This window comes from Streptomyces sp. NBC_00597, from assembly GCF_041431095.1.
Lineage (GTDB): Bacteria > Actinomycetota > Actinomycetes > Streptomycetales > Streptomycetaceae > Streptomyces.
Genome location: NZ_CP107757.1, coordinates 1,566,658 through 1,585,998 on the forward strand (window position 1 = coordinate 1,566,658; position 19,341 = coordinate 1,585,998).

The following is a 19,341-nucleotide window of genomic DNA, read 5'->3' on the forward strand; positions in this document are numbered from 1 at the left end:
GGACGGAGCCTCCCACGGCTGCGGGCGGCCACGTGTCGGCTCGCCGCGTGGGTCAGCCGACTGGCGCCGAGCGCCTTGCGGCCGTCGGGCGGGGCGACCCGCCGGCGGTCCCGCACCCGCTCACGCCCGCGCTCACGCCGACTCCGCCGCCACCCGGCCCGAGGCCACCGCGTCCACCAGCGCCCGGTGGTCACGCTCGTTGCGGTCGGCGTAGCTTTCCGCGAACCGCACCAGCGCCTGGTCGAAGACGTCGCTGCTGCCCAGGTAGGCGGCGATGGCGATCCGGTCGCCGGAGCGGGCGTGGGCGCGGGCCAGCGTGGCGCCGCACAGGTCCCCGTACGTCCGCATGCCGCGCGGCTCCATGAGCGCGGGCTCGACGCTCCCCTTCCAGTCCCGCAACTGCCGCACGTAGAAGTCCCGCTCGCGGCCGTCGATGCCGTGCGCCCGGTACCAGCCCAGGAAGATGTCGCTCGCTGCCTGCATCAGGCGCTGTCCGGCCACCACCCGCTCGCCCTGCATGGAGTGCTCACCGGCGCCGGCGTACGGGGCGAGGACGGATTCGCCTGCCTCTTTGGCCTGGAGGATCAACGGGTCGTCGCCGTCCCGGCCCACGAGCAGGATGATCCAGCACCGGGTCCCCACGCTTCCGACGCCCACCACCTTGCGCGCCATGTCGACGAGGGTGAACCGGCGCAGCAGGTGCCGCCGGTCCGAGGGGAGGGTCTGCCCGTAGTGTTCGATCATGTCGCGGATCTGGTCCTCCAACGTGCTGCGCTCCGCGTCCGGCAGCAGCTCCCACAGGGGCGTGACCAGGGGCGGCATCGACCGGAACTGGCGTTCCCCGCCGACCACCTCGGTGAGTTTCCCTGCGGCCTGGAGGCTGTCGCGTCCACGTGCCTTCAGCAGCGTCTCGTCGACCTGTTTGCGGCCGCGGGAGCGCAGTTCCGTCGCCGCGAGGGCGCGGAGCTGCTCCGCGTCGATGCGCGCGTACCAGACGTCGAGGTGGCTCATGCCCGCGTAGCGGCGCATCTGCTCGCGGTAGGACATGCCTGCGGACTGGACGATCTCGGCGCGCTCGCGGTCGGTGAAACCGTTCTCCCGCCCCGCGATGGCCAGGCTCACGGTCAGCCGCTTGAGGTCCCATTCCCACGGCCCGGGCAGCGTCTCGTCGAAGTCGTTGATGTCGAACAGCAGGTTCCGCTCCGGGGAGCCGAGCAGCCCGTAGTTCAGCATGTGGGCGTCCCCGCAGAGCTGGACCCGTAGGCCCGATTCCGGGGTGTGGGCCAGGTCGCCCGCCATGACGGCGGCGGCGCCCCGGTAGAAGCGGAACGGAGACTCTGACATCCGCCCGTAGCGGATGGGCACCAGCTCCGGTACCCGGCCGGCCGCCTGTCCTTCGAGCACGTCCACCGGATCCTGCCGGGGTGCGGGCGGTTCGAACTCCCCGTGCGCGGAGCGGGGTGTCCGGCGCCGGGCGGCGCGGCCGCGTTCGGCCCGCTCCTCGGCGGACAGCCAGCGTGTGCCGTTCTCCACCCCTGCGGCATCCCTTGCCATCGCTGCACCTCCAGGGCGCTCGGGCCCCCGCTGCCCAGCATGGCACTTCCGGCACGGCGGCGCCGTACGGTGCGGCCCGGTGCGAGAGCCGGGCCCTCAGCCCTGCTCCGCCCTCGACCGCTTGGGGGCCGGGCTGCCCAGCCGCCCGGCCAGGAACGGCTCCTGCGCCAGGACGGCGCCCGCCGTGACGCCGACGGCGACGGACACGCACACCACGATCAGCCATGACAGCAGGACGAAAACGGAGCCGGCGGGCCCGTATTCGCTCAGCGCCCGGTTAAGGGCGCGCGGCATGTAGAAGCGCGCGGCGACCGACAGGGCGGTGGCGCCCACGGCGGTGAGCACCGATCCCGGCAGGAGGGGGAGCCAGCCGACCAAGCCGCCCAGCAGGAGGTGCTGGGTCCACCACCACACCAGCGTCAGGAAGACGAGCGTGAGGGGAATGCCCAGCCACAGTCCGGCTCCGAACCCCTCGCGCACCGGTCCCTGCACGATCAGCACGCAGATCCAGACGGCGATCCAGGCGACCCAGCGCCAGATCGCGATCCGCACCCCCGACCGCGGGATCTCCCACGCCCGTTTGCACAGGCGCTGCATGGCACGGCTGACCGCGGTCGACGCCACCAGCACCATCAGGGCGCCCACCAGGCCCACCGCGTTCTGCAATTCCGGGTCGGAGCCGCTGGCGAAGATGTCGTTCAGTTGTTCGCTCGCCTCGCCACTGAGCCCGAACACCGTGCGCACGGATTCGGCCAGTTGCTCCTGTACTGCCTTCGGGGCGAACGACGCGACGGCGAAGACCAGCGGCACGGCGGTCAGGAAGCACTGTGCGGCGAGCCGCGTCGCGGAGTCGAAGATGTCCACCGACACCATGCGCTCCGCAATGTGGGTGATCACGGGGAAGCGGGTCTCCGCCTCGCGCTGGAGGCGCCGGGCCGTCTCCGCCGCGTTGCGCGACCGGGTCCGCCACCACGAGGGGTGCGGGGCGCCGCGCGCGCGTTTGCCGGAAGCCATCAGCGCACCGGGGAGGGGGACGGCGGAGAGGCGGGCGGAGGGCCGGACACCCGCGACGGCACCAGCGGAGCGGTCGTCGCCATGGGTCTCTCCTTCGTCTGCGTCCAGGTTGGAGGATGCGGCCGGGCGCGGCACCTCGAACCGGTCCCCGGCACCGCGCCGGGAAAAGGTGTCGCGGACGGGTTCCCTGCGTAGGGTCGACGTCGTACGCCGTCACACGCTGGGGGCGCCATGGTTCTCGACCTCATGCTGATCGCACTGGCCATCACGCTCGACCCGCTGCCGCTGATGGCGTTCGCACTCGTGGTGTCCTCCGCCAGGGGCGTGTGGAAGGGCCTGGCCTTCATTCTGGCCTGGCTCGCCTGCTTCGTCGCGGTGATCGCGGCCGTCCTCGCGCTGACCGACGGCGAGCCCCTGCCGCCGCGTTCCCCGCCCGGCGTGGCGGGGCTCGCGGCCAAGTTGGCCATCGGGATCGGGCTCGTGTTCTACGGGCTGCACCGCCGCCGCCTCATGCGGGGGAGCGACGCGGTCCGGGCGGGTGCTGCGGCGGATGGCGCGGCACCTCCCGCCCCGGAGGCCCACGAGGATTCGGCCGACAAGGTGGCCAAAGGCCTGGACGGGAGCTCGATCTGGGCGGTGGCGGGCCTGGCCGTGCTCGTCCAGCCGTGGGGCATGGTGGCGGCGGGTGCGACGACCGTGCTGGAGGCGAACACCTCGCACGCGTCCACCTACGCGGCCCTGTTCGGCTTCTGCCTGCTCGCGACCGCGAGCCTGCTGGCTGCCGAGCTCTACATCGTATTCGCACCCGAGGTGGCCCAGGCCCGGCTGCTGCGCCTGCGCGGCTGGCTGAAGGACCACTCGCAGCAGGCGATCGTCGTGATCTGCCTGGTTCTCGGCCTGTACCTGACCGGCAAGAGCATCTACCAGCTGACCGGCTGAGCAGCTGCCCCGGCCCGTCGGCCGTTCCGCCCGCCCGGCCCGCTCGGTCCTCCCGACAGGTGCGGTTCCGGATGTGCGAAGGTGCGGACGCGGTGCTGGAATGGTGGGGGTGATGTCCGGCCCGGCCTTTGGCTGGCGGAACCGGGCGCCCACGGACCAGGGGCCGGCTCGACGTCCCCTCCCTCCCCCAGCCCGACAGGAGCAGCCATGAGCAGCGAGGCCGAGGAATCCATCGGGGTCGGCGACATCGACGACATGGGCCCCGTGGACTACGTCGTGATCGAGTTTCCGGGCAACAAGATGACGGGCAAGGGACTCCCCCTCCTCGTCGATCTCGTCGATCGCGGCATCATCCGGATCTTCGACCTGGTCTTCGTCCGCAAGGACCTGGACGGCTCGGTGACGGCGGTGGAACTGCAGGACTTCGGCTCGGAGGTCGACCTGTCGGTCTTCGAGGGAGCCTCGTCCGGTCTGCTGGACCAGAGCGACATCGACGACGCCGGCATCGCCCTGGAGCCGGGGAACTCGGCGGGGATCATCGTGTACGAGAACACGTGGGCGGCGCCGTTCGCCCGTGAACTGCGTCGCGGAGGCGCCCAGCTCGTGGCGGCCGGCCGGATCCCCGTCCAAGCGCTGCTCGCGTCGCTGGACGCCATCGAGATCCCGTCCGACGACGGGTGAGGACGGCCGCAGTCCCGTTTGCACCTGCTTCGCCGCACCCCTGGAGATGAGCACCATGCCCGGACTTCTTCGCGGAGTCGCCCGTACCGCCGTCGTCGCCGGCACCGCCACCGCCGTGTCCAACCGGGTGTCCCGGCGGCAGGCCGGCCGATGGGCCGAGCAGGAGGCCCCGCAACCGGCCGAGGCCGCGCCCCCGCCGCCCCCGCCTCCCGCCCCCGCCCCGGCCCCCGCCGGCGACGACATGACCACCAAGATCGACCAGCTCAAGCAGCTCAGTACGCTCAAGGACCAGGGAGTGCTGACCGAAGAGGAATTCGCCGAACAGAAGCGCCGGCTCCTCGGCTGACCGAGCACCCGGCTCCGGACGCACCGGGCAGGGACGGGGGACGGGAAGGAACGGCCCCATGACGCAGCCGACGCAGCCGAGCCCACGGCCGCAGCCCGGGCAGCCGGGTTCGCCCTCGGGAGCCCCTCCGCCCGCCCGGGCCGCGACGGCGCAGCCGACGGAGGCCGAGAAGCTCCGCGAGCTGCTGCGGACTCCCGGCTACCTGAAGACCCTGCTGTTCTGCGGGCTCATCAGCATTCCGGTCTCGCTGGCCGCGTTCTGGTTCCTCGCCGGGCTCCAGGAACTGGAGCGCCTGGTGTGGGCGGACCTCCCCCGTGCCCTCGGCCACGACTCCCCGCCCTGGTGGTGGCCGCTTCCGCTGCTGCTGGTCTCGGGTGTCTGCGTCGGACAGATCGTCACCCGTTTCCCCGGGGCGGGCGGGCACGTCCCCGCCTCCGGCCTGCACCCGGGCGGTCCCGGAGCCGCCGCCCTGCCGGGAGTGGTCCTCGCGGCCGTGTTCAGCCTTCCGCTCGGCGCCACCCTCGGCCCCGAAGCCCCGCTCATCGCGCTGGGCGGCGGACTCGCGATCGCCTTCCGGCACCTCACCGGGACACCGGAAACACCGATGAGCACCGCGCTGCTGGGCGCGGCCGGCGCGGCCGCGGCGATCTCCGCCATCTTCGGGAATCCGCTGATCGCCGCCGTCCTGCTGATGGAAGTCGCGGGCGTGGGCGGCCCGCAACTGTTCGCCGTCATGCTGCCCGCACTGCTGTCGAGCGGCATCGGTTCGCTCGTCTTCACCGGCTTCGGCCGGTGGACCGGCCTGGAGACCGGGAGCCTGACGCTCAAGTCGGGCGTGGACTTCCCCCGTCTGGACGCCGGTGACGTGCTCTGGGCGATCGTTATCTCCGTGGCCCTCTCCGCCGCCGTGGCCCTCATCCAGTACGGCGGGCGGGTGACCTCCGTCCGCGTCGCCCGACGGCCCCTGATCGTGACGGCGCTGTGCGGGCTCGGCGCCGGTGTCTGCGCCGCCGCCTACGCCCTGGGCACCGGCCGTTCGCCCGCGGACGTGGCCTCCTCGGGCCAGGCCACGCTGGCCGAGCTGGCCGGCGATCCGCAGGCCTGGGGGGTGGGCGCACTGATCGCCGTCCTCCTGTGCAAGGGCGCCGCCTTCTCCCTGTGCCTCGGCAGCCTGCGCGGTGGCCCGATCTTCCCGTCGCTGTTCCTCGGCGCCGCGGCGGGCGTCCTGCTGGCGCCGCTGCCCGGGCTGGGCATCGGCGCGGGACTGGCCGCCGGGCTGGCCGCCGCCACCACGACTGCGTTGCGGCTACCGGTCAGCAGCGTGCTCCTCGTGGTCCTGGTGCTCGGCAGCACCGCGATGATGCCGGTGGCGATCCTGTCCGCCGTCGTCGCCTTCGTGACCTCGGGACTCCTGCCGGCCGGCCCCGCGGTCCCCCCGGTGGGCCGCATGCCCCGTCCCGCCCCGTCCGCCCCCACCGCCCCGTAGCAGTACGGGGCGTGCAGACTGCGGGTATGGCATCCCTGAACGGCTCCCCCGTCCCCCTCGCGGCCCTGCAGGCCCTCGCGCTCACCAATTACGGGCACTTCACCACCATGGCGGTGGAGGACGGGGCGGTGCGGGGGCTGGCGCTGCACCTCGACCGGCTGGTCGCGGACTGCCGTGCGGTGTTCGGCGCGGAGCTGGATCCCGAGTGGGTGCGGGAGTGCGTACGGAAGGAAGCAGGCGGGCGGGCAGGGGCGTTCATGGTGCGCGTCACGGTCTTCGACCCGGAGTTGGAGCTGACGGCGCCGGAGCGCGCGGGGCAGCCGTGCGTGCTGGTGACGACCCGGCCCGCGGCGGGCGCCGGCCGGCCGCTGCCCGCGCTGCGCGTACAGCGGATCGCCTTCCAGCGCGAGGCACCGTCGGTGAAACACGTGGCGCTGTTCGGACAGTTGCGGCTGCGGCGCGCGGCCCGGCTCGCCGGGTTCGACGACGTGCTGTTCGTCGGTACGGACGGGCAGGTCTGCGAAGGCTGCACCTGGAACATCGGCTTCGTCGACGAAGCCGGGACCGTTGTCTGGCCGCGGGCCGACGTGCTCCCCGGGATCACGATGCGACTGATCCGGGCCGACGGCGACCGCCATGTCACGGCGCCGGTGACGGACGGCCGACTGCGGTCCCTGCGGGCGGCGTTCGCGACGAGCACGGGCATCGGCGTTCGGGCGGTGGCCGCGATCGACGACATCGTGTTCCGCACCGACGACCCGGTGGTCGCTTCACTGCGCGAGGCCTATGCCGCCGTTCCCCCGGACCGCCTGTGAGGAGACACGGACCCGGGCGGGAGACCGGCGGTGTCGAGCGGCCGGCGCCACGCGATGCTCCGGCGCACGGCGTAGAGGTCGGCCTGGAGCGGGCTGGGCGGCACGGCAAGGACCGGGCAGGGGGCGTGTGCCAGACAGTACCGGGCCACCGACGGCCGCAGGGCGCGCAGCAGCGGGCGCCGCGTGCCCGTACCGACGACGAGCAGGTCACCGGCATCGCGGACCGTCTCCAGCAGTGCGGCGCCCGGGGTGCCCCGGACGGCCAGTCCGGCCAGCGTCACGCCCGGCGCGCCCGTGCCGAAGGCACTTCCCAGAACGTCCCGCAGCCGCGCCACCGCCGCGTCCCGGGATGCGGCGAGCAGCGGCGTACCGCCTGAGCCGCGCCGGGCGCCCGGTCCGTCCAGCGGCGGCTGCCAGGCCAGTACGACCCATAGTTCCGCGTCGCGTGCGCGGGCTTCGTCCCGTGCACGGTGCAATGCCGTGAAGCTTCCGGGGGATCCGCACGTACCCGCCACGATTCGTCCTGGCACCGTCCCGCCTTTCCTGCTCGGTTTCCGCGGGCCTCCATGCAACGGCTCCGCGCGGGCACCGGGCTGCGGTGCTGACGTCCTTCTGATGCCGGGGCGGGAAACCCTGACGGGTTCCTGATGCCGGGGGCCGCGGGTCCGCGGCGGAAACCGCACACCGTACGGAACCCGTCAAAAGGCCGTGCGGCCCCGATGCCGAGGCGGGCCGTGCGGGCATCGTGGAGACGGGGGGGGACACCACCGACTCTAACGGGAGGCAGCACGTGTCCGGGTACCGATTCCACGACGACCGCACCGCGCTGACCACGGCCCTCGCGGCCTCCTTCCTGATGGCGCTCGCCCTCGGCCTCACCCTCGGCCTCGCCTTCGTGCTCGTGCTCGTGCTCGTGAGCGCGGGTCCGTCGGCGACGAGCGCCGCCCTGGTCCTGGCTCTGGCCGCGGTCCTCGGCCTGGTCGTCTGCCGGCTCGCGGTCCGCGCACACCGCCTGCGGGGTGCGGTGACCGCCGATGACTCGTACCTGGCCCGGCTGGAGGGAACGGCCCGGTTCGCCGAGGACGGGGCCTCCCCCGGAGCCGTCGTCGAGCGGGTGCGGCACGAGCTGGTCGGCCTGCTGGAGCTGCACGGCTGCCGCTTCGCGCACGGGTCGCTCAGCGGGCAGCTGCCCCGGCTGGAACACGACGGCAGCGTGTGGCTCGGCCACGGCGCCGGGGCCACCGAGGCCGTGTACTGGCCCGACCGGTGGCCCGACGGCGAAACCGAGCTCCGTGCCGTCGGCGGCGGCCACTGCCACGGGCGTTTCCTGCTCGACCCGGTGCCTGGCGCCCTTCCTCCGGAAGGGGCCCGCCTCGCCGCCGTGGCGCTGGCCGCGCAGGCCGGCGCGGCCCTGGACGCAGCCGGTCCGGCCCACCGCGGCTGAGCGGCCCACCGCAGCTCCGGCGAGGAGCAGGTCCCCGGCACGGACCTGCGGATCGGCGACCTGGTGGTGTGCGGGGCCGGGGACGTCATCCCGGGCGACGGGGACGTCGTGGAAGGCGTCGCCTCGGTCGACGAGTCCGCCATCACCGGCGAGTCCGCGCCCGTCATCCGGGAGTCCGGGGGGGGACCGCTGCGCCGTCACGGGCGGTACGAAGGTCCTCTCGGACCGGATCGTCGTCAAGATGACGACGAAGCCGGGCGAGACCTTCATCGACCGGATGATCGCGCTCGTCGAGGGCGCGGCCCGGCAAAAGACGCCGAACGAGATCGCGCTGAACATCCTGCTCGCCTCGCTGACGATCGTCTTCCTGCTGGCCGTGGTCACCCTGCAGCCGTTCGCGATCTACGCCGGCGCCGAGCAGTCGATGATCGTGCTGACCGCGCTGCTGGTCTGCCTGATCCCGACGACCATCGGCGCCCTGCTCTCGGCGATCGGCATCGCGGGCATGGACCGGCTGGTCCAGCGCAACGTCCTGGCCATGTCCGGGCGGGCCGTCGAGGCCGCCGGCGACGTGTCGACGCTCCTGCTCGACAAGACGGGCACGATCACCCTCGGCAACCGGCAGGCCGCCGAGTTCGTCCCCGTCAAGGGCGTCAGCGAGGCCGAACTGGCCGACGCCGCGCAGCTGTCGTCGCTGGCCGACGAGACCCCCGAGGGTCGCTCCATCGTGGTCCTCGCCAAGGAGAAGTACGGGCTCCGCGAGCGCCACCAGGGCGAACTCGCCCACGCCGAGTGGATCGCCTTCACCGCCCAGACCCGCATGTCGGGTGTGGACGTGGACGGCCGCAAGACCCGCAAGGGCGCCGCCGGTTCGGTCATCACCTGGGTGAAGGAGCGGGGCGGCCGCGTCGCCGACGACGCGGACGTCCTCGCCGACCTGATCTCCGAAGCGGGCGGCACGCCACTGCTGGTCGCCGTCGAGGACGGCGGGGGCGCCCGCGTCCTGGGTGTCGTCCACCTCAAGGACGTCGTCAAGGCGGGCATGCGGGAGCGCTTCGACGAGTTGCGCCGCATGGGCATCAAGACGGTCATGATCACGGGTGACAACCCGCTGACCGCCAAGGCCATCGCGCAGGAGGCGGGCGTCGACGACTTCCTCGCCGAGGCCACGCCCGAGGACAAGATGGCCCTCATCAAACGGGAGCAGGCGGGCGGCAAGCTCGTCGCAATGACCGGCGACGGTACGAACGACGCACCGGCCCTGGCCCAGGCGGACGTTGGCGTGGCGATGAACACGGGCACCTCGGCCGCCAAGGAGGCCGGGAACATGGTGGACCTGGACTCCGACCCCACCAAGCTCATCGAGATCGTCGAAATCGGCAAGCAACTCCTGATCACCCGGGGCGCCTTGACGACCTTCTCGATCGCCAACGACGTCGCGAAGTACTTCGCGATCATCCCGGCCATGTTCGCCGTGGTCTACCCGGGGCTCGACGAGCTCAACATCATGGGCCTGCACTCGCCGAACTCCGCGATCCTGTCCGCCGTGATCTTCAACGCGCTGATCATCATCGCCCTGGTGCCGCTGGCCCTGAAGGGCGTCCGGTACCGGCCGACCAGCGCCGACAGGATGCTCCGCCGCAATCTGGGGATCTACGGGCTCGGCGGCCTGATCGCCCCCTTCATCGGCATCAAGATCATCGACATGCTCATCACCCTCATCCCGGGAATCGGCTGATCAGCTATGAACAACTCCATCGGCAACACCGTGCGGCTGACCGGCGCGGGCCTGCGGGCCCTGCTCGTCCTCACCGTCCTGTGCGGCGTCCTGTACCCCCTCGCCGTGACCGGCATCGCCCAGGTCGCCTTCGCGGACCGGGCCAACGGTTCCGAACTCAAGGACGAGAACGGCCGGGTCGTCGGCTCCTCCCTGATAGGACAGACCTACGACCTGCCCGGGGCGAACCCCGACGATCCCGCGGAAGCGGCTCGGCCTGACCTGAAGTGGTTCCAGCCGCGCCCCTCCCACGGCCTCGGCTCCAATCAGCGTCAACCAGCAGTACTCGCTGCTCCTCTCCGGCGCCACCAACAAGGCCGGCGACAATCCGGACCTGGTCGAGCAGGTCACCGAGGCCAAGGCCGCCGTGATCGCGGACAACTCGACGGCCACGTACCGGGTCGGGCCGCAGGACGTGCCGGCCGACGCCGTCACCTCCTCCGGCTCCGGCCTCGACCCGCACATCTCCCCGGAGTACGCCCGGATCCAGGTGCACCGGGTCGCCGAGCGGAACCACCTCGACGCGGGACGGGTCGAGGAGCTCGTCAAGGACCACACCAGCAGCCGCACCCTCGGCTTCATGGGAGAGCCCCGCGTCAACGTCTTGGATCTCAACACCGCGCTCAAGGCACTGACCGTCAGATGAGGGTGACCGGGAGGCGGTGCACCCCGTAGATGTTCATACCGGTACGCAGGGGCACGTCCTGTGCGGGGACGGCGAGGCGCAGCCCCGGGAACCGGGCGAGGAGCGAGGAGCGAGGGCAGGGCGACGCGCATCTCGACGCGCGCGAGTTGGGCCCCGAGGCACTGGTGGATGCCGTGCCCGAAGCCGAGCTGTCCGGTGGCCCTGCGGCGGACATCGAGCGCGTCGGGGTCGGCGAAGCGGAGCGGGTCGCGGTTGGCGGCCTCGACGGAGAGGGTGATGCTCTCGCCGGCCAGCCGATCCGCACGGATGGTCATGCAGACCGCAGACGACTCCGCACCCTCACGTCGTCTTGAGGTCACGACCCCGGCGGGAGGACAGGATGCAGAACTCGTTGCCCTCCGGGTCCGCGAGGACCACCCATGTCACGTCCTCGCCCTGGCCCACATCGGCGTGGCGGGCCCCGAGTTCGAGGAGGCACTCGACTTCCGCCGCCTGGTCGACCGGGCGGAAGTCCAAGTGGAGGCGGTTCTTCGACCGCTCCGGCTTCGGCGCCGTCACCGGTTCGAAGATCAGCCCCGGCAGCCGGTCGGGGGCCGGGCGGATCTCGAACTCGTCCGGCGAGTCGTTCACGACGACCCACCCCAGCGCCCGTGCCCACCAACGGCCCAGAGCGGCCGGGTCCCGGGCGTCCACGACGGCCTGTTCCCACTCCAGCGGCATGCGGCGAGCCTACGCCCTGCGGCGGCGGATGCGGGCCGCGAGTACGGCGACGTCGTCCTCGGCATGGCGGGCGTCCAGGCCCGCCACCACCGCGTCCACCAGCTCCTCCACCGCCGCACCCACCGGCAGCCGCAGCCCCGCCAGCCGGGCCAGCGACAGGTCGATGTCCTCGCCCCGCCGCTCCACCAGCCCGTCGGTGAACATCAGCAGGGTCTCCTCGGTGGTGATGGCCCGGGTGATGCCCTCGTAGCCGCCGACACCGGTGCCCAGCGGCGGACCCACGGGGACCTCGACCAGCGCGGCCGTGCTGTCCGCTCCGAAGACCGCCGGCGGCAGATGGCCGGCGCTGGCGAAGTCCGCGACACCGCGCGTGGGGTCGACCCGTACCAGCAGACAGGTGGCCGGCCGGCGGGCCGGGTCCTCGGCCACCAGCGCGTCCAGCTGGCGCAGCACGCGGTGCGGGGCGAGGTCGGTGGCGGCCACGTCGCGCAGCGTCGAGCGGTAGGCGTTCATGTCCACCGCGGCAGCGAGCCCGTGGCCCATCACGTCCCCGACCACCAACAGGGTCCGGCCGAAGTGGAGCCGCACCGTCTCGAACCAGTCCCCGCCCACCAGGGCCCCGGTGCCGACCGGCAGATAGCGGCTGGCCATCTCCAGGTTGGGGTGCGGACGGCCCGGCTCGGACACCAGCGCCCGCTGCAGGTGCATCGCGGTGTCCTCGGTGGCGGCCAGCTCCCGGGCATGGCCCAGGTGCATCGCCGCGAGACGGGCCGTGAAGTGGATCGTCGCCGCTTCGTGGTCGCTGAAGCGGCCCTGCGCGCGTACGGCCACCACCTCGCCGTACACCCGGTTCCGGGCCGGCAGCGGCACGGACAGGAGGTGTACGGGAGTGCCGCTTGCGAGCACCGTCCACTCGGAGAGGGGGTGCCCGCCGTCCACGGCCCGTACGGAGGGCGACCCGCCGGGGCGCGCCGCCAGCAGGCCGACCGCCCCGGCCGCCGCGATGCGGTTCAGGCGGCCGTCCTCGGCCCGCAGGTCCACCGCGACGGCGTCGCAGAGGTTCCGGAAGAGGAATCCGGCCAGTTCCTCGCAGATGGCGGTCTCGTTGGGCCTCGTCCCGATCTGCTCGGCCGCGGCTTCCGTCGCGTGGAGCCGCGCGAGCAACGCCTCGTACTCCGCAGGGGGCCCGGCGGACCTCCCGTCATGCTCCGACAAGACACCTCCCCGGCCCGGCAGCCGAAGAGGCCATTCCACCAGCACCTCCCGCCGCCCGCACGCACGCCGCGCGCCTGCCGGTCGCACGGATCACCGCGGACGGGCAGCCGGGGAGCCACCGACCGCCGACCGTCACGGCACGGACTGCCCCCGACGCCGGCCCTCCGCCCTCGGCACGACCCCGCGCACGACCTCGACCCGCTCCGCGGCGATGAGGCAGGACACCGGCGCCGGGCCACCCCCATCAGCCTCGAAGGCAACCAGCACGGAGGGCTGTTCACCGAGCCCCTCGACGACCCGCCGCACCTCGTCGGCAGCCGGCTCCCGGAAGACCGGGTCCTGGAACATCGCCGGGCAGCTGACGTAGACGGGGTCGCCGAAGACGAGCTCCAGGCCGTGGGAGTACGTGAGGTCACGGCCGGCGGCCAGCCGGAGCTCCACGGGAGTCCAGGAGATCACTTCCCAGTCCCACCAGGAGCCCTCGGGCAGCCGGATCGCAGTGTGCCGGCGGTCGGTGTCCACCTTCAGGGCCCCATCCGTTCGAACGTGCCTTCAGGCTACACACGGGCCCGGCACTCGACCCCGGCTCAGGTGTCGGACAGTTGGGCCACCCAGCCGTACGGGAGTTCCGCGCCGTCGAGCGTCACCGCCTCGACGGTTCGGGTCTCGGGGTCGATGTCGGCCTGGACGCCCTCGCCCTCGTACCGCGGATAGCCCGAGGCCCCGTATTCGCCGGTGGCCACGACCAGTGCCGTACGCAGCACGCCCCGGCGGGGGGAGGCGGCGGCGCCGGGCTCGGTGAGGCCCGGGCGCAGGACGACGGTGTACCGGCCGGGGGTCGGTGTGGAGGCGGGGTCGGGCTCGACGGAGGGGTTCATGCAGCCCAGGCTAGCCACCGCCCGGCCGGCCGGCCGGTATCCCGATGCCGCGCCCCGTTCGCGTCCGCCGATCGCGTCAACCGTCGGCCGTCATCCGTCCGCCGTCGGCCTCCGCCATCCGCCGTCCGCCGTCCGCCGTCCGCCTTCCGCGAATCCGGCTGGATGTTCGAGCGCCCCGGTGCTTGGGTGGCGGTATGGAGATCTTGGTTCTGGGCGGGACGGCATGGGTGGGCCGGGAGCTGTCCCGGCAGGCGATCGCGCGCGGCCACCGGGTGACGTGCCTCGCCCGCGGCGAGAGCGGTGAAGTCGCCGACGGGGCACGGTTGGTGGCGGCCGACCGGCACGATCCCGCGGCGTACGAGCCGCTGCGGGGCCGCGACTGGGACGCGGTCGTCGAGGTGTCGTGGCAGCCGGGATTCGTCCGCGGCGCGCTCGACGCGCTGGGCGGCAGGGCCCGGCACTGGACGTACGTCTCGTCGGTCAGCGCCTACGCCTCCCACGCCGAAGCGGGCGCGGACGAATCCGCGGGCCTCCTCCCCCCGACGGACCGGAGCGAAGTGGACCGGGCACTGTACGGCGAGGCGAAGGTGACCTGCGAGCAGGCGTCGCAGACTGCCCTCGGCGAGCGCCTGCTCATCGCGCGCGCCGGGCTCATCGGCGGCCCGGGGGACCACAGCGGGCGCTCCGGTTACTGGGTGGCCCGCGCCGCGCGCGATCCGCACGGGCCGATGCTGGTTCCCGCCGTGCCGGCGGCCCCGACCCAGGTCATCGATGCACGGGACCTCAGTGCCTGGCTGCTCGACGCCGCGGAGCGGCAGTGCACGGGTACGTACGACGCGGTCGGTCCGGTCGTTGCGCTCCGGGAGTGGATCGAGCTGTCCCGCACGACGGGCGGGCACACCGGTCCGGTGGTCGGCGCCGACTCGGCGTGGCTGCTCGCGCACGGCGTGGCCCAGTACATGGGCGCCGAATCGCTGCCGATGTGGCTGGCCGAGACGGGCTGGGAGGGATGGTCGGCCCGGGACGGTTCCGCGGCTCGTGCCGCCGGGCTCCGGCACCGGCCGCGGGCGGAGCTGCTGGCCGACACGCTGGTGTGGGAGCGCGCGCAGGGTCTGGAGCGGGAACGGCGGGCCGGCCTCAGTGCCGGTCGCGAGCGCGTGCTCCTCGACGCGCTCGGCTGACGCGGCGGCTCAGCGGCCGGGCCCCGCACCGCTTCCCGCACTGTTTCCGGCGCCGCTTCCGGCACCGGTTCCCGCACGACCGGTTCGGGGTTCCACTTGCCGTAGTTCGGCGAGGAGTTCGCTCTGGCCCGCCAACAGCTCGGTCAGGATGCGGCGGGCCGCGCGCAGGAGTTCGGCGACGTCGCCCCCTGCGAGGGCGTAGTTGACCGTCGCGCCGTCGCGCGTGGAGACGACGATGCCGGAGCGGCGCAGGACCGCCAGTTGCTGGGACAGGTTGGACGGCTCGATGTCGATCTCGGCGAGGAGTTCGCGTACGGGCCTCGGACCGTTCTGCAGGAGCTCCAGAACACGGATCCTGACGGGGTGTCCGAGCATGCGGAAGAACTCGGCTTTCGCCTGGTACAGGGGTACCTGCTTGCCCACGAACGCTCCCGCCCTTGCTTCGACCCGTGTGTGCGGCCCGGGGCCGGTGAGTTGCCCGCCCGCCTGTACCCATCATTCCGCCCGATGGGCCCACGCATGCCCCTGCTTGACCAATTTCGGATGTGCCGGATTGAAGAGTTCTTCAATTCGTGGGCATGCGTGGGCCCGAGATTGCGACGCCTAGATCTCCAAAGCGGATTCGATGCGCTTGAGCTGGTGTCGGGCCATGGCCAGATTGGAGTTCGCCTTGTTCAGTACCACGTACAGGAACAGCCCGTTGGTTCCCCGGCCCCGCAGCAGCCGGATCAGGTGGTACTGGTTCCCGAGGGTGATGAGCAGGTCTTCGATCTCGTCGTTCAGGCCGAGCATTTCCATGGCGCGGACCTTGGCCCGGATCACATCGGTGTTTCCCGCTGCCGCGACCGCCAGGTCGAGGTCTTTGCCACCACCGAGCACTCCCAGTGCCATTCCGCTGGTGTAGTCGACCAGGGCGACCCCCAGGGTGCCCTCGATCGAGGTCATCGTCTCCTTCAACGAGACTTCCACATTCGCCATCGGTGCGCGCTCCCTCATCTCCGCGTTCACGGCCGGCGCCGCTTGCGCTGCACACCGGACCACTTGTGAGGCTGACGCTACTGAGCGTGCGCGGCAACGTGAGAAGAACGGGAGATTTGACGAAAAACCTCCCCTCCTCCGTCTAAGATCCGCCCGGCACGCACGGCCGCGCTCGCGTCCGGACCCACGTCCGGACCCGTGGCCAGGCTCCACGTCCCGTCAGCCGTTCCCGGACCGGCCGACGTCGAACCGGGCGATCGCCCCGTGTTCCAGTGCCACGTACAGGGCGCCGTCCGGGCCGAAGGCCAGGCCGTGGGGCTCGCTGCCGGGCGGGTCGAGCGGGTACGAGTCGACCCGGCCCGCCGGGGTGATGCAGCCGATCCGGCCCGAGCCCCACTCGGTGAACCAGAGCCGGCCGTCGGGGCCGGAGGTGATCGCGTGGGGGCGGCAGACCGCGTCGGCGAGCGGAAACTCGGCGATCTCGCCGAGGGGCGTGATCCGGCCGATCCGGCCGGCCCCGATCTCGGTGAACCACATCGATCCGTCGGGGCCCGCGCAGATCCCCACGGGAGCGGCCTGCGCGGTGGGCAGAGGGTGCACGGTGACGTCGCCGTCCATGGCGATCCGCCCCATCGCGTGCGCCTGGTTGAGGGTGAACCACAGTCCACCGTCCTCCCCCGCCGCGATCATGGAGGGGAACGCGCCGGCCACGGGCAGCGGGAACTCCGTGACCTCGCCGTCCGTGGTGATCCGGCCGATCCTGTCGGCGTACAGCTGTGTGAACCAGAGGGCGCCGTCGGGGCCCGCGGTGATGCCGTACGGGCCGCTGCCGGGGCCGGGGACGGCGTACGAGCAGGCCTCGCCGCCGATCGTGATGCGGCCGATCCGGTGGTCCTGGGTGCGGGTGAACCAGAGGGCGCCGTCCGGTCCGGCGGTGATCAGCGACGGACCGCAGGAGGTCGAGTCCAGGGCGTACGTGGCCAGTTGCCCGTCGGGGGCCAGGCGGGCGACGGCGCCCGCGTGGACGAGGGTGCACCACAGCGCGCCGTCGGGGCCGGCGGTGAGCGCGTACGGACCCGAGGCCGGGTCCGGGACGGGGAACACGGTGGGCGCGGGTCGACCGGAGGGCTCGGGAGACGTCGCAGAAGGCACGGGCACGGAGGCCTCTTTCCGGGGGGAGGTGGGGCGTGGACGTGGGGGCGTCATGCGGCCGCCGGGGCCGCGGAGGCGTGCGCGTGCCCATGCGCGGGCGCGTGCGCGGGCGCGTGCAGCGCCAGCTGCCGGCCCCGCCACCGGGAGCGCAGCCTCCGGTCGTGGCTCACGAGGACGACCGCTCCCGGGAATCCGGCGAGGGCGGCTTCCAACTCCTCGATCAGGGCGGGTGAAAGGTGGTTGGTCGGCTCGTCCAGCAGCAGGACGTCGGCCGGTTCGCAGACCGTGCGGGCCAGCGCGAGCCGCTGCCGCTGCCCCGCGGAGAGGTCCGCGATCCGCACCTCCAGGCAGCTGCGGTCCAACAGCCCCAGGGCCAGCAGCCGTTCGGCGTGCTCTTCGGCGCTGCCCGCCCGCCCCCGCCCGAACGCGGCGAGCGCGCTGTGCCCGGCCGGACCGGGCTCGGGCAGCTGCGGCAGGTACACCGTCCGTACGCCGCCGGGGCGAACGACGTGCCCCCGGTCCGGGACGGCCGTGCCGGCCAGGACGTCCAACAGGGTGGTCTTCCCGACCCCGTTCGCACCCGTGATCAGGATGCGGTCACCTGCCGAGAGGCTCAGGCCCACGGGTGCCAGCCGACCCGCCACCGCGACCCCGGCCGCGTGGAGCAACAGGCCGCGCGCACCGGCGCCGCGCAGCGTGGGTGAGAAGCGCAGCGGCTCCGCCGGCGCGGGCACCGGGTGGGCGAGGAGCCGGTCCAGGCGCTCCCGGGCGTTGCGGACCCGGGAGGCCAGCGAGGACTGGACCCGCCCCGCCGCACGGTCGTACGCCATCTTGTTGCCGTCCTTCATCACCCGGCCGGGTGCCACCCGGCGGGCGGTCACCGAAGCGGTCTCGCGCAGCCGGGCCACCTCGGCGCGCCAGGCGGCGTGGGCGTCGGCGCGGCGCTGCCGCTCTGCGGTCCTGGCGGCCAGGTAGCCGGCGTAGCCGTTGCCGTACCGGGTGACGAGGTGGCGGTCCGCATCCACCTCCCACAGTGCGGTGGTCACCCGGTCGAGGAACACGCGGTCGTGCGAGACGGCGACGGTCGTGCCGGCACGGCCCCGCAGGTGGTCTTCGAGCCAGCTCAGGGCGTTGTCGTCGAGGTGGTTGGTGGGTTCATCGAGGAGGAGCACCTCGGGCGCGGCCACGAGGAGGGAGGCGAGGCGCAGGCGGACCCGTTCCCCGCCCGAGAGGCGGCCTACGGTGCGGTCCCGGGGCAGCTTCACCAGGCCGAGGCCGTTCAGGGTGCGCTCGACGCGTGCGTCGGCGTCGTATCCGCCGCGCAGTTCGTACGCGGCCAGCAGGTCGGCGTACTCCGCGAGGACGGTGGGCCGGCCGGCTTCCCGTCCCGCCCCGTGCTCGATCCCGTCGGCCATGGCCGCTTCGAGCAGGCGCATCCGCCGCTCCATGGCGTGCAGTTCGCTCAGGGCGCGGTCGAGGATCCGCTGCACGGTGTGGTGGGCGGGGAGCTGCTCCTCCTGCGCGAGGTGGCCGATCCCGCCGTCGGCGTGCGCGAAGACCTCGCCGCGGTCGGGGACCTCCAGGCCTGCGAAGAGGCGGAGCAGCGTGGACTTGCCGGAGCCGTTCTCCCCGACCACGCCGAGGCGCCCTCCGGCGGGAACGGAGCAGGTGACGGATTCCAGGACGAGGCGGCCGTTGTAGGACTTGGTGACGTCAAGGGCGCTGAGCTGTGCGGTCATGGGGGTGTTCCGATCGGTCGCAGCGGTGGGTGGGTATGGAGGGGTGCGGGACGAACGCGCTGCTGTGGACCATGGGAACCACTCCCTAAAGAGACATTAGTTGCGTTAAAATCCTTGCATGGACTCTCCTCCCTCCGCAAGCGATCTTCCTGAACGGGTCGTCCGCAAGCGCACCGGCGGTCGCGGCGCCCGGATCCGCAGCCAAGTCCTCGCGGCAGTGGGCGAGCTGTTGGTCGAAGACGGCTACGACCGCCTCACCGTGGATGCGGTGGCGGCCCGCGCGGACGTGCACCGGACGACCGTCTACCGCCGATGGCGGGACGTGGGCGGGCTGCTCGTCGATCTGCTCGATTCCGCCTCGGACGACTCCTGGGGTCCGCCCGACACCGGATCGCTGGAGGGGGATCTCACGGCCCTGAACCAGGAGGTCTTCGACGCCCTGGCCGGCGACCCCACCCTCACCACGGCCCTGATCGCGGCGTCGTTCCGGTCCGAGGACGCAGCCCGGGCCCTGAGTGGCTTCTGGGACGACCGCTACGCACGCTCGGCTCCGGTCGTCACGCGGGCGGTGGCCCGGGGTGAAGCTCCCGCCGCCACCGACCCGCGCGCCGTCCTCGTCACCGCGACGGCCCCGCTCTACCACGAACTCCTGCTGCTCCGGGCCACAGCCGACCCCGCGCTCCCGCGCCGGGCCGCCCGCGCCGCGACCACGGCGGCGCGGGCGGGGGCCTTCGCCTGCCCTGCTCCCGCGGACGGGTAGCGGCCTGCCGCTCCGC

At 72.9% G+C, this 19,341-nt stretch carries 19 protein-coding genes and 3 pseudogenes; 10 read left to right on the forward strand and 12 right to left on the reverse strand.

Annotation, left to right across the window (positions count from 1 at the left end; all coding sequences use genetic code 11):
* Positions 1–132: 132 nt before the first annotated feature.
* Both OG974_RS06685 and OG974_RS06690 read right to left on the reverse strand, forming a co-directional pair.
* Positions 133–1,554, reverse strand: coding sequence for a DUF2252 domain-containing protein (locus OG974_RS06685; protein WP_327281711.1), 1,422 nt, complete (start codon positions 1,552–1,554; stop codon positions 133–135).
* 96 nt (positions 1,555–1,650) lie between these two features.
* A complete protein-coding gene (locus tag OG974_RS06690; protein WP_327281712.1) occupies positions 1,651–2,568 on the reverse strand; it encodes a YhjD/YihY/BrkB family envelope integrity protein in 918 nt (305 codons plus the stop codon).
* A 231-nt stretch (positions 2,569–2,799) separates the two neighbouring features.
* Here OG974_RS06690 and OG974_RS06695 point away from each other — a divergent pair, with 231 nt between their 5' ends.
* The 5 genes from OG974_RS06695 (at position 2,800) to OG974_RS06715 (ending at position 6,835) form a co-directional block, all read left to right on the forward strand.
* Entirely contained in the window at positions 2,800–3,507 is a 708-nt protein-coding gene (locus OG974_RS06695; RefSeq protein ID WP_327281713.1) for a GAP family protein, read from the forward strand.
* A gap of 207 nt (positions 3,508–3,714) precedes the next feature.
* Positions 3,715–4,188 (forward strand): DUF6325 family protein, encoded by a 474-nt coding sequence (locus OG974_RS06700; RefSeq protein ID WP_327281714.1) that lies wholly within the window; start codon positions 3,715–3,717, stop codon positions 4,186–4,188.
* Between the two features lie 55 nt (positions 4,189–4,243).
* Positions 4,244–4,534 carry an SHOCT domain-containing protein gene (locus tag OG974_RS06705; RefSeq protein ID WP_327281715.1) on the forward strand — a complete coding sequence of 97 codons (291 nt, stop codon included), beginning with the start codon at positions 4,244–4,246 and terminating at the stop codon, positions 4,532–4,534.
* Positions 4,535–4,592: 58 nt separating this feature from the next.
* On the forward strand, positions 4,593–6,020 hold the full coding sequence (locus OG974_RS06710) for a chloride channel protein (protein ID WP_371645772.1): 1,428 nt from the start codon (positions 4,593–4,595) through the stop codon (positions 6,018–6,020).
* Between the two features lie 26 nt (positions 6,021–6,046).
* On the forward strand, positions 6,047–6,835 hold the full coding sequence (locus OG974_RS06715) for an aminotransferase class IV (protein ID WP_327281717.1): 789 nt from the start codon (positions 6,047–6,049) through the stop codon (positions 6,833–6,835).
* Here the strand turns inward: OG974_RS06715 and OG974_RS06720 are convergent.
* A complete protein-coding gene (locus OG974_RS06720; RefSeq protein ID WP_371645774.1) occupies positions 6,805–7,365 on the reverse strand; it encodes a universal stress protein in 561 nt (186 codons plus the stop codon). The genes OG974_RS06715 and OG974_RS06720 overlap by 31 nt on opposite strands.
* A 260-nt stretch (positions 7,366–7,625) precedes the next feature.
* Here OG974_RS06720 and OG974_RS06725 point away from each other — a divergent pair, with 260 nt between their 5' ends.
* The 3 genes and pseudogenes from OG974_RS06725 to OG974_RS06735 all read left to right on the forward strand — a co-directional run bounded on the left by OG974_RS06725 (position 7,626) and on the right by OG974_RS06735 (position 10,702).
* Positions 7,626–8,279 carry a histidine kinase gene (locus OG974_RS06725; RefSeq protein WP_327281719.1) on the forward strand — a complete coding sequence of 218 codons (654 nt, stop codon included), beginning with the start codon at positions 7,626–7,628 and terminating at the stop codon, positions 8,277–8,279.
* A gap of 15 nt (positions 8,280–8,294) precedes the next feature.
* Positions 8,295–10,017, forward strand: a pseudogene (gene kdpB / locus OG974_RS06730) (potassium-transporting ATPase subunit KdpB); the annotation flags it as partial.
* A 6-nt stretch (positions 10,018–10,023) separates the two neighbouring features.
* Positions 10,024–10,702: pseudogene (locus tag OG974_RS06735) on the forward strand (potassium-transporting ATPase subunit C).
* On the opposite strand, the pseudogene OG974_RS06740 reads toward OG974_RS06735, so the two are convergent.
* The 5 genes and pseudogenes from OG974_RS06740 to OG974_RS06760 all read right to left on the reverse strand — a co-directional run.
* Positions 10,695–10,992: pseudogene (locus tag OG974_RS06740) on the reverse strand (cytochrome P450); the annotation flags it as partial. The pseudogenes OG974_RS06735 and OG974_RS06740 overlap by 8 nt on opposite strands.
* A gap of 49 nt (positions 10,993–11,041) precedes the next feature.
* The gene (locus OG974_RS06745) at positions 11,042–11,422 is read right to left on the reverse strand and encodes a VOC family protein (protein ID WP_371645777.1); all 381 of its coding nucleotides are present in this window, start codon (positions 11,420–11,422) and stop codon (positions 11,042–11,044) included.
* Between the two features lie 9 nt (positions 11,423–11,431).
* Positions 11,432–12,637 carry a PP2C family protein-serine/threonine phosphatase gene (locus tag OG974_RS06750; RefSeq protein WP_327281721.1) on the reverse strand — a complete coding sequence of 402 codons (1,206 nt, stop codon included), beginning with the start codon at positions 12,635–12,637 and terminating at the stop codon, positions 11,432–11,434.
* A 132-nt stretch (positions 12,638–12,769) separates the two neighbouring features.
* Positions 12,770–13,159 carry a hypothetical protein gene (locus OG974_RS06755; RefSeq protein WP_329312641.1) on the reverse strand — a complete coding sequence of 130 codons (390 nt, stop codon included), beginning with the start codon at positions 13,157–13,159 and terminating at the stop codon, positions 12,770–12,772.
* A 65-nt stretch (positions 13,160–13,224) separates the two neighbouring features.
* The gene (locus OG974_RS06760) at positions 13,225–13,515 is read right to left on the reverse strand and encodes a hypothetical protein (RefSeq protein WP_327281723.1); all 291 of its coding nucleotides are present in this window, start codon (positions 13,513–13,515) and stop codon (positions 13,225–13,227) included.
* 194 nt (positions 13,516–13,709) lie between these two features.
* Between OG974_RS06760 and OG974_RS06765 the strand changes: the two genes are divergently transcribed.
* A complete protein-coding gene (locus OG974_RS06765) occupies positions 13,710–14,696 on the forward strand; it encodes an NAD-dependent epimerase/dehydratase family protein (RefSeq protein ID WP_371645781.1) in 987 nt (328 codons plus the stop codon).
* Between the two features lie 9 nt (positions 14,697–14,705).
* Here OG974_RS06765 and OG974_RS06770 read toward each other — a convergent pair whose 3' ends face one another.
* The 4 genes from OG974_RS06770 to OG974_RS06785 form a co-directional block, all read right to left on the reverse strand.
* Positions 14,706–15,071: an ArsR/SmtB family transcription factor gene (locus OG974_RS06770; protein ID WP_371646750.1), complete on the reverse strand. Its 366-nt coding sequence runs from the start codon at positions 15,069–15,071 to the stop codon at positions 14,706–14,708.
* A 228-nt stretch (positions 15,072–15,299) separates the two neighbouring features.
* Positions 15,300–15,674, reverse strand: coding sequence for a hypothetical protein (locus OG974_RS06775; protein ID WP_327281726.1), 375 nt, complete (start codon positions 15,672–15,674; stop codon positions 15,300–15,302).
* A 219-nt stretch (positions 15,675–15,893) separates the two neighbouring features.
* The gene (locus OG974_RS06780) at positions 15,894–16,832 is read right to left on the reverse strand and encodes a virginiamycin B lyase (protein WP_327281727.1); all 939 of its coding nucleotides are present in this window, start codon (positions 16,830–16,832) and stop codon (positions 15,894–15,896) included.
* Positions 16,833–16,876: 44 nt separating this feature from the next.
* A complete protein-coding gene (locus tag OG974_RS06785) occupies positions 16,877–18,565 on the reverse strand; it encodes an ABC-F family ATP-binding cassette domain-containing protein (protein WP_371645783.1) in 1,689 nt (562 codons plus the stop codon).
* Between the two features lie 118 nt (positions 18,566–18,683).
* On the opposite strand from OG974_RS06785, the gene OG974_RS06790 reads away from it, so the two are divergent.
* Entirely contained in the window at positions 18,684–19,325 is a 642-nt protein-coding gene (locus tag OG974_RS06790; RefSeq protein WP_327281729.1) for a TetR/AcrR family transcriptional regulator, read from the forward strand.
* Positions 19,326–19,341 lie beyond the last annotated feature (16 nt).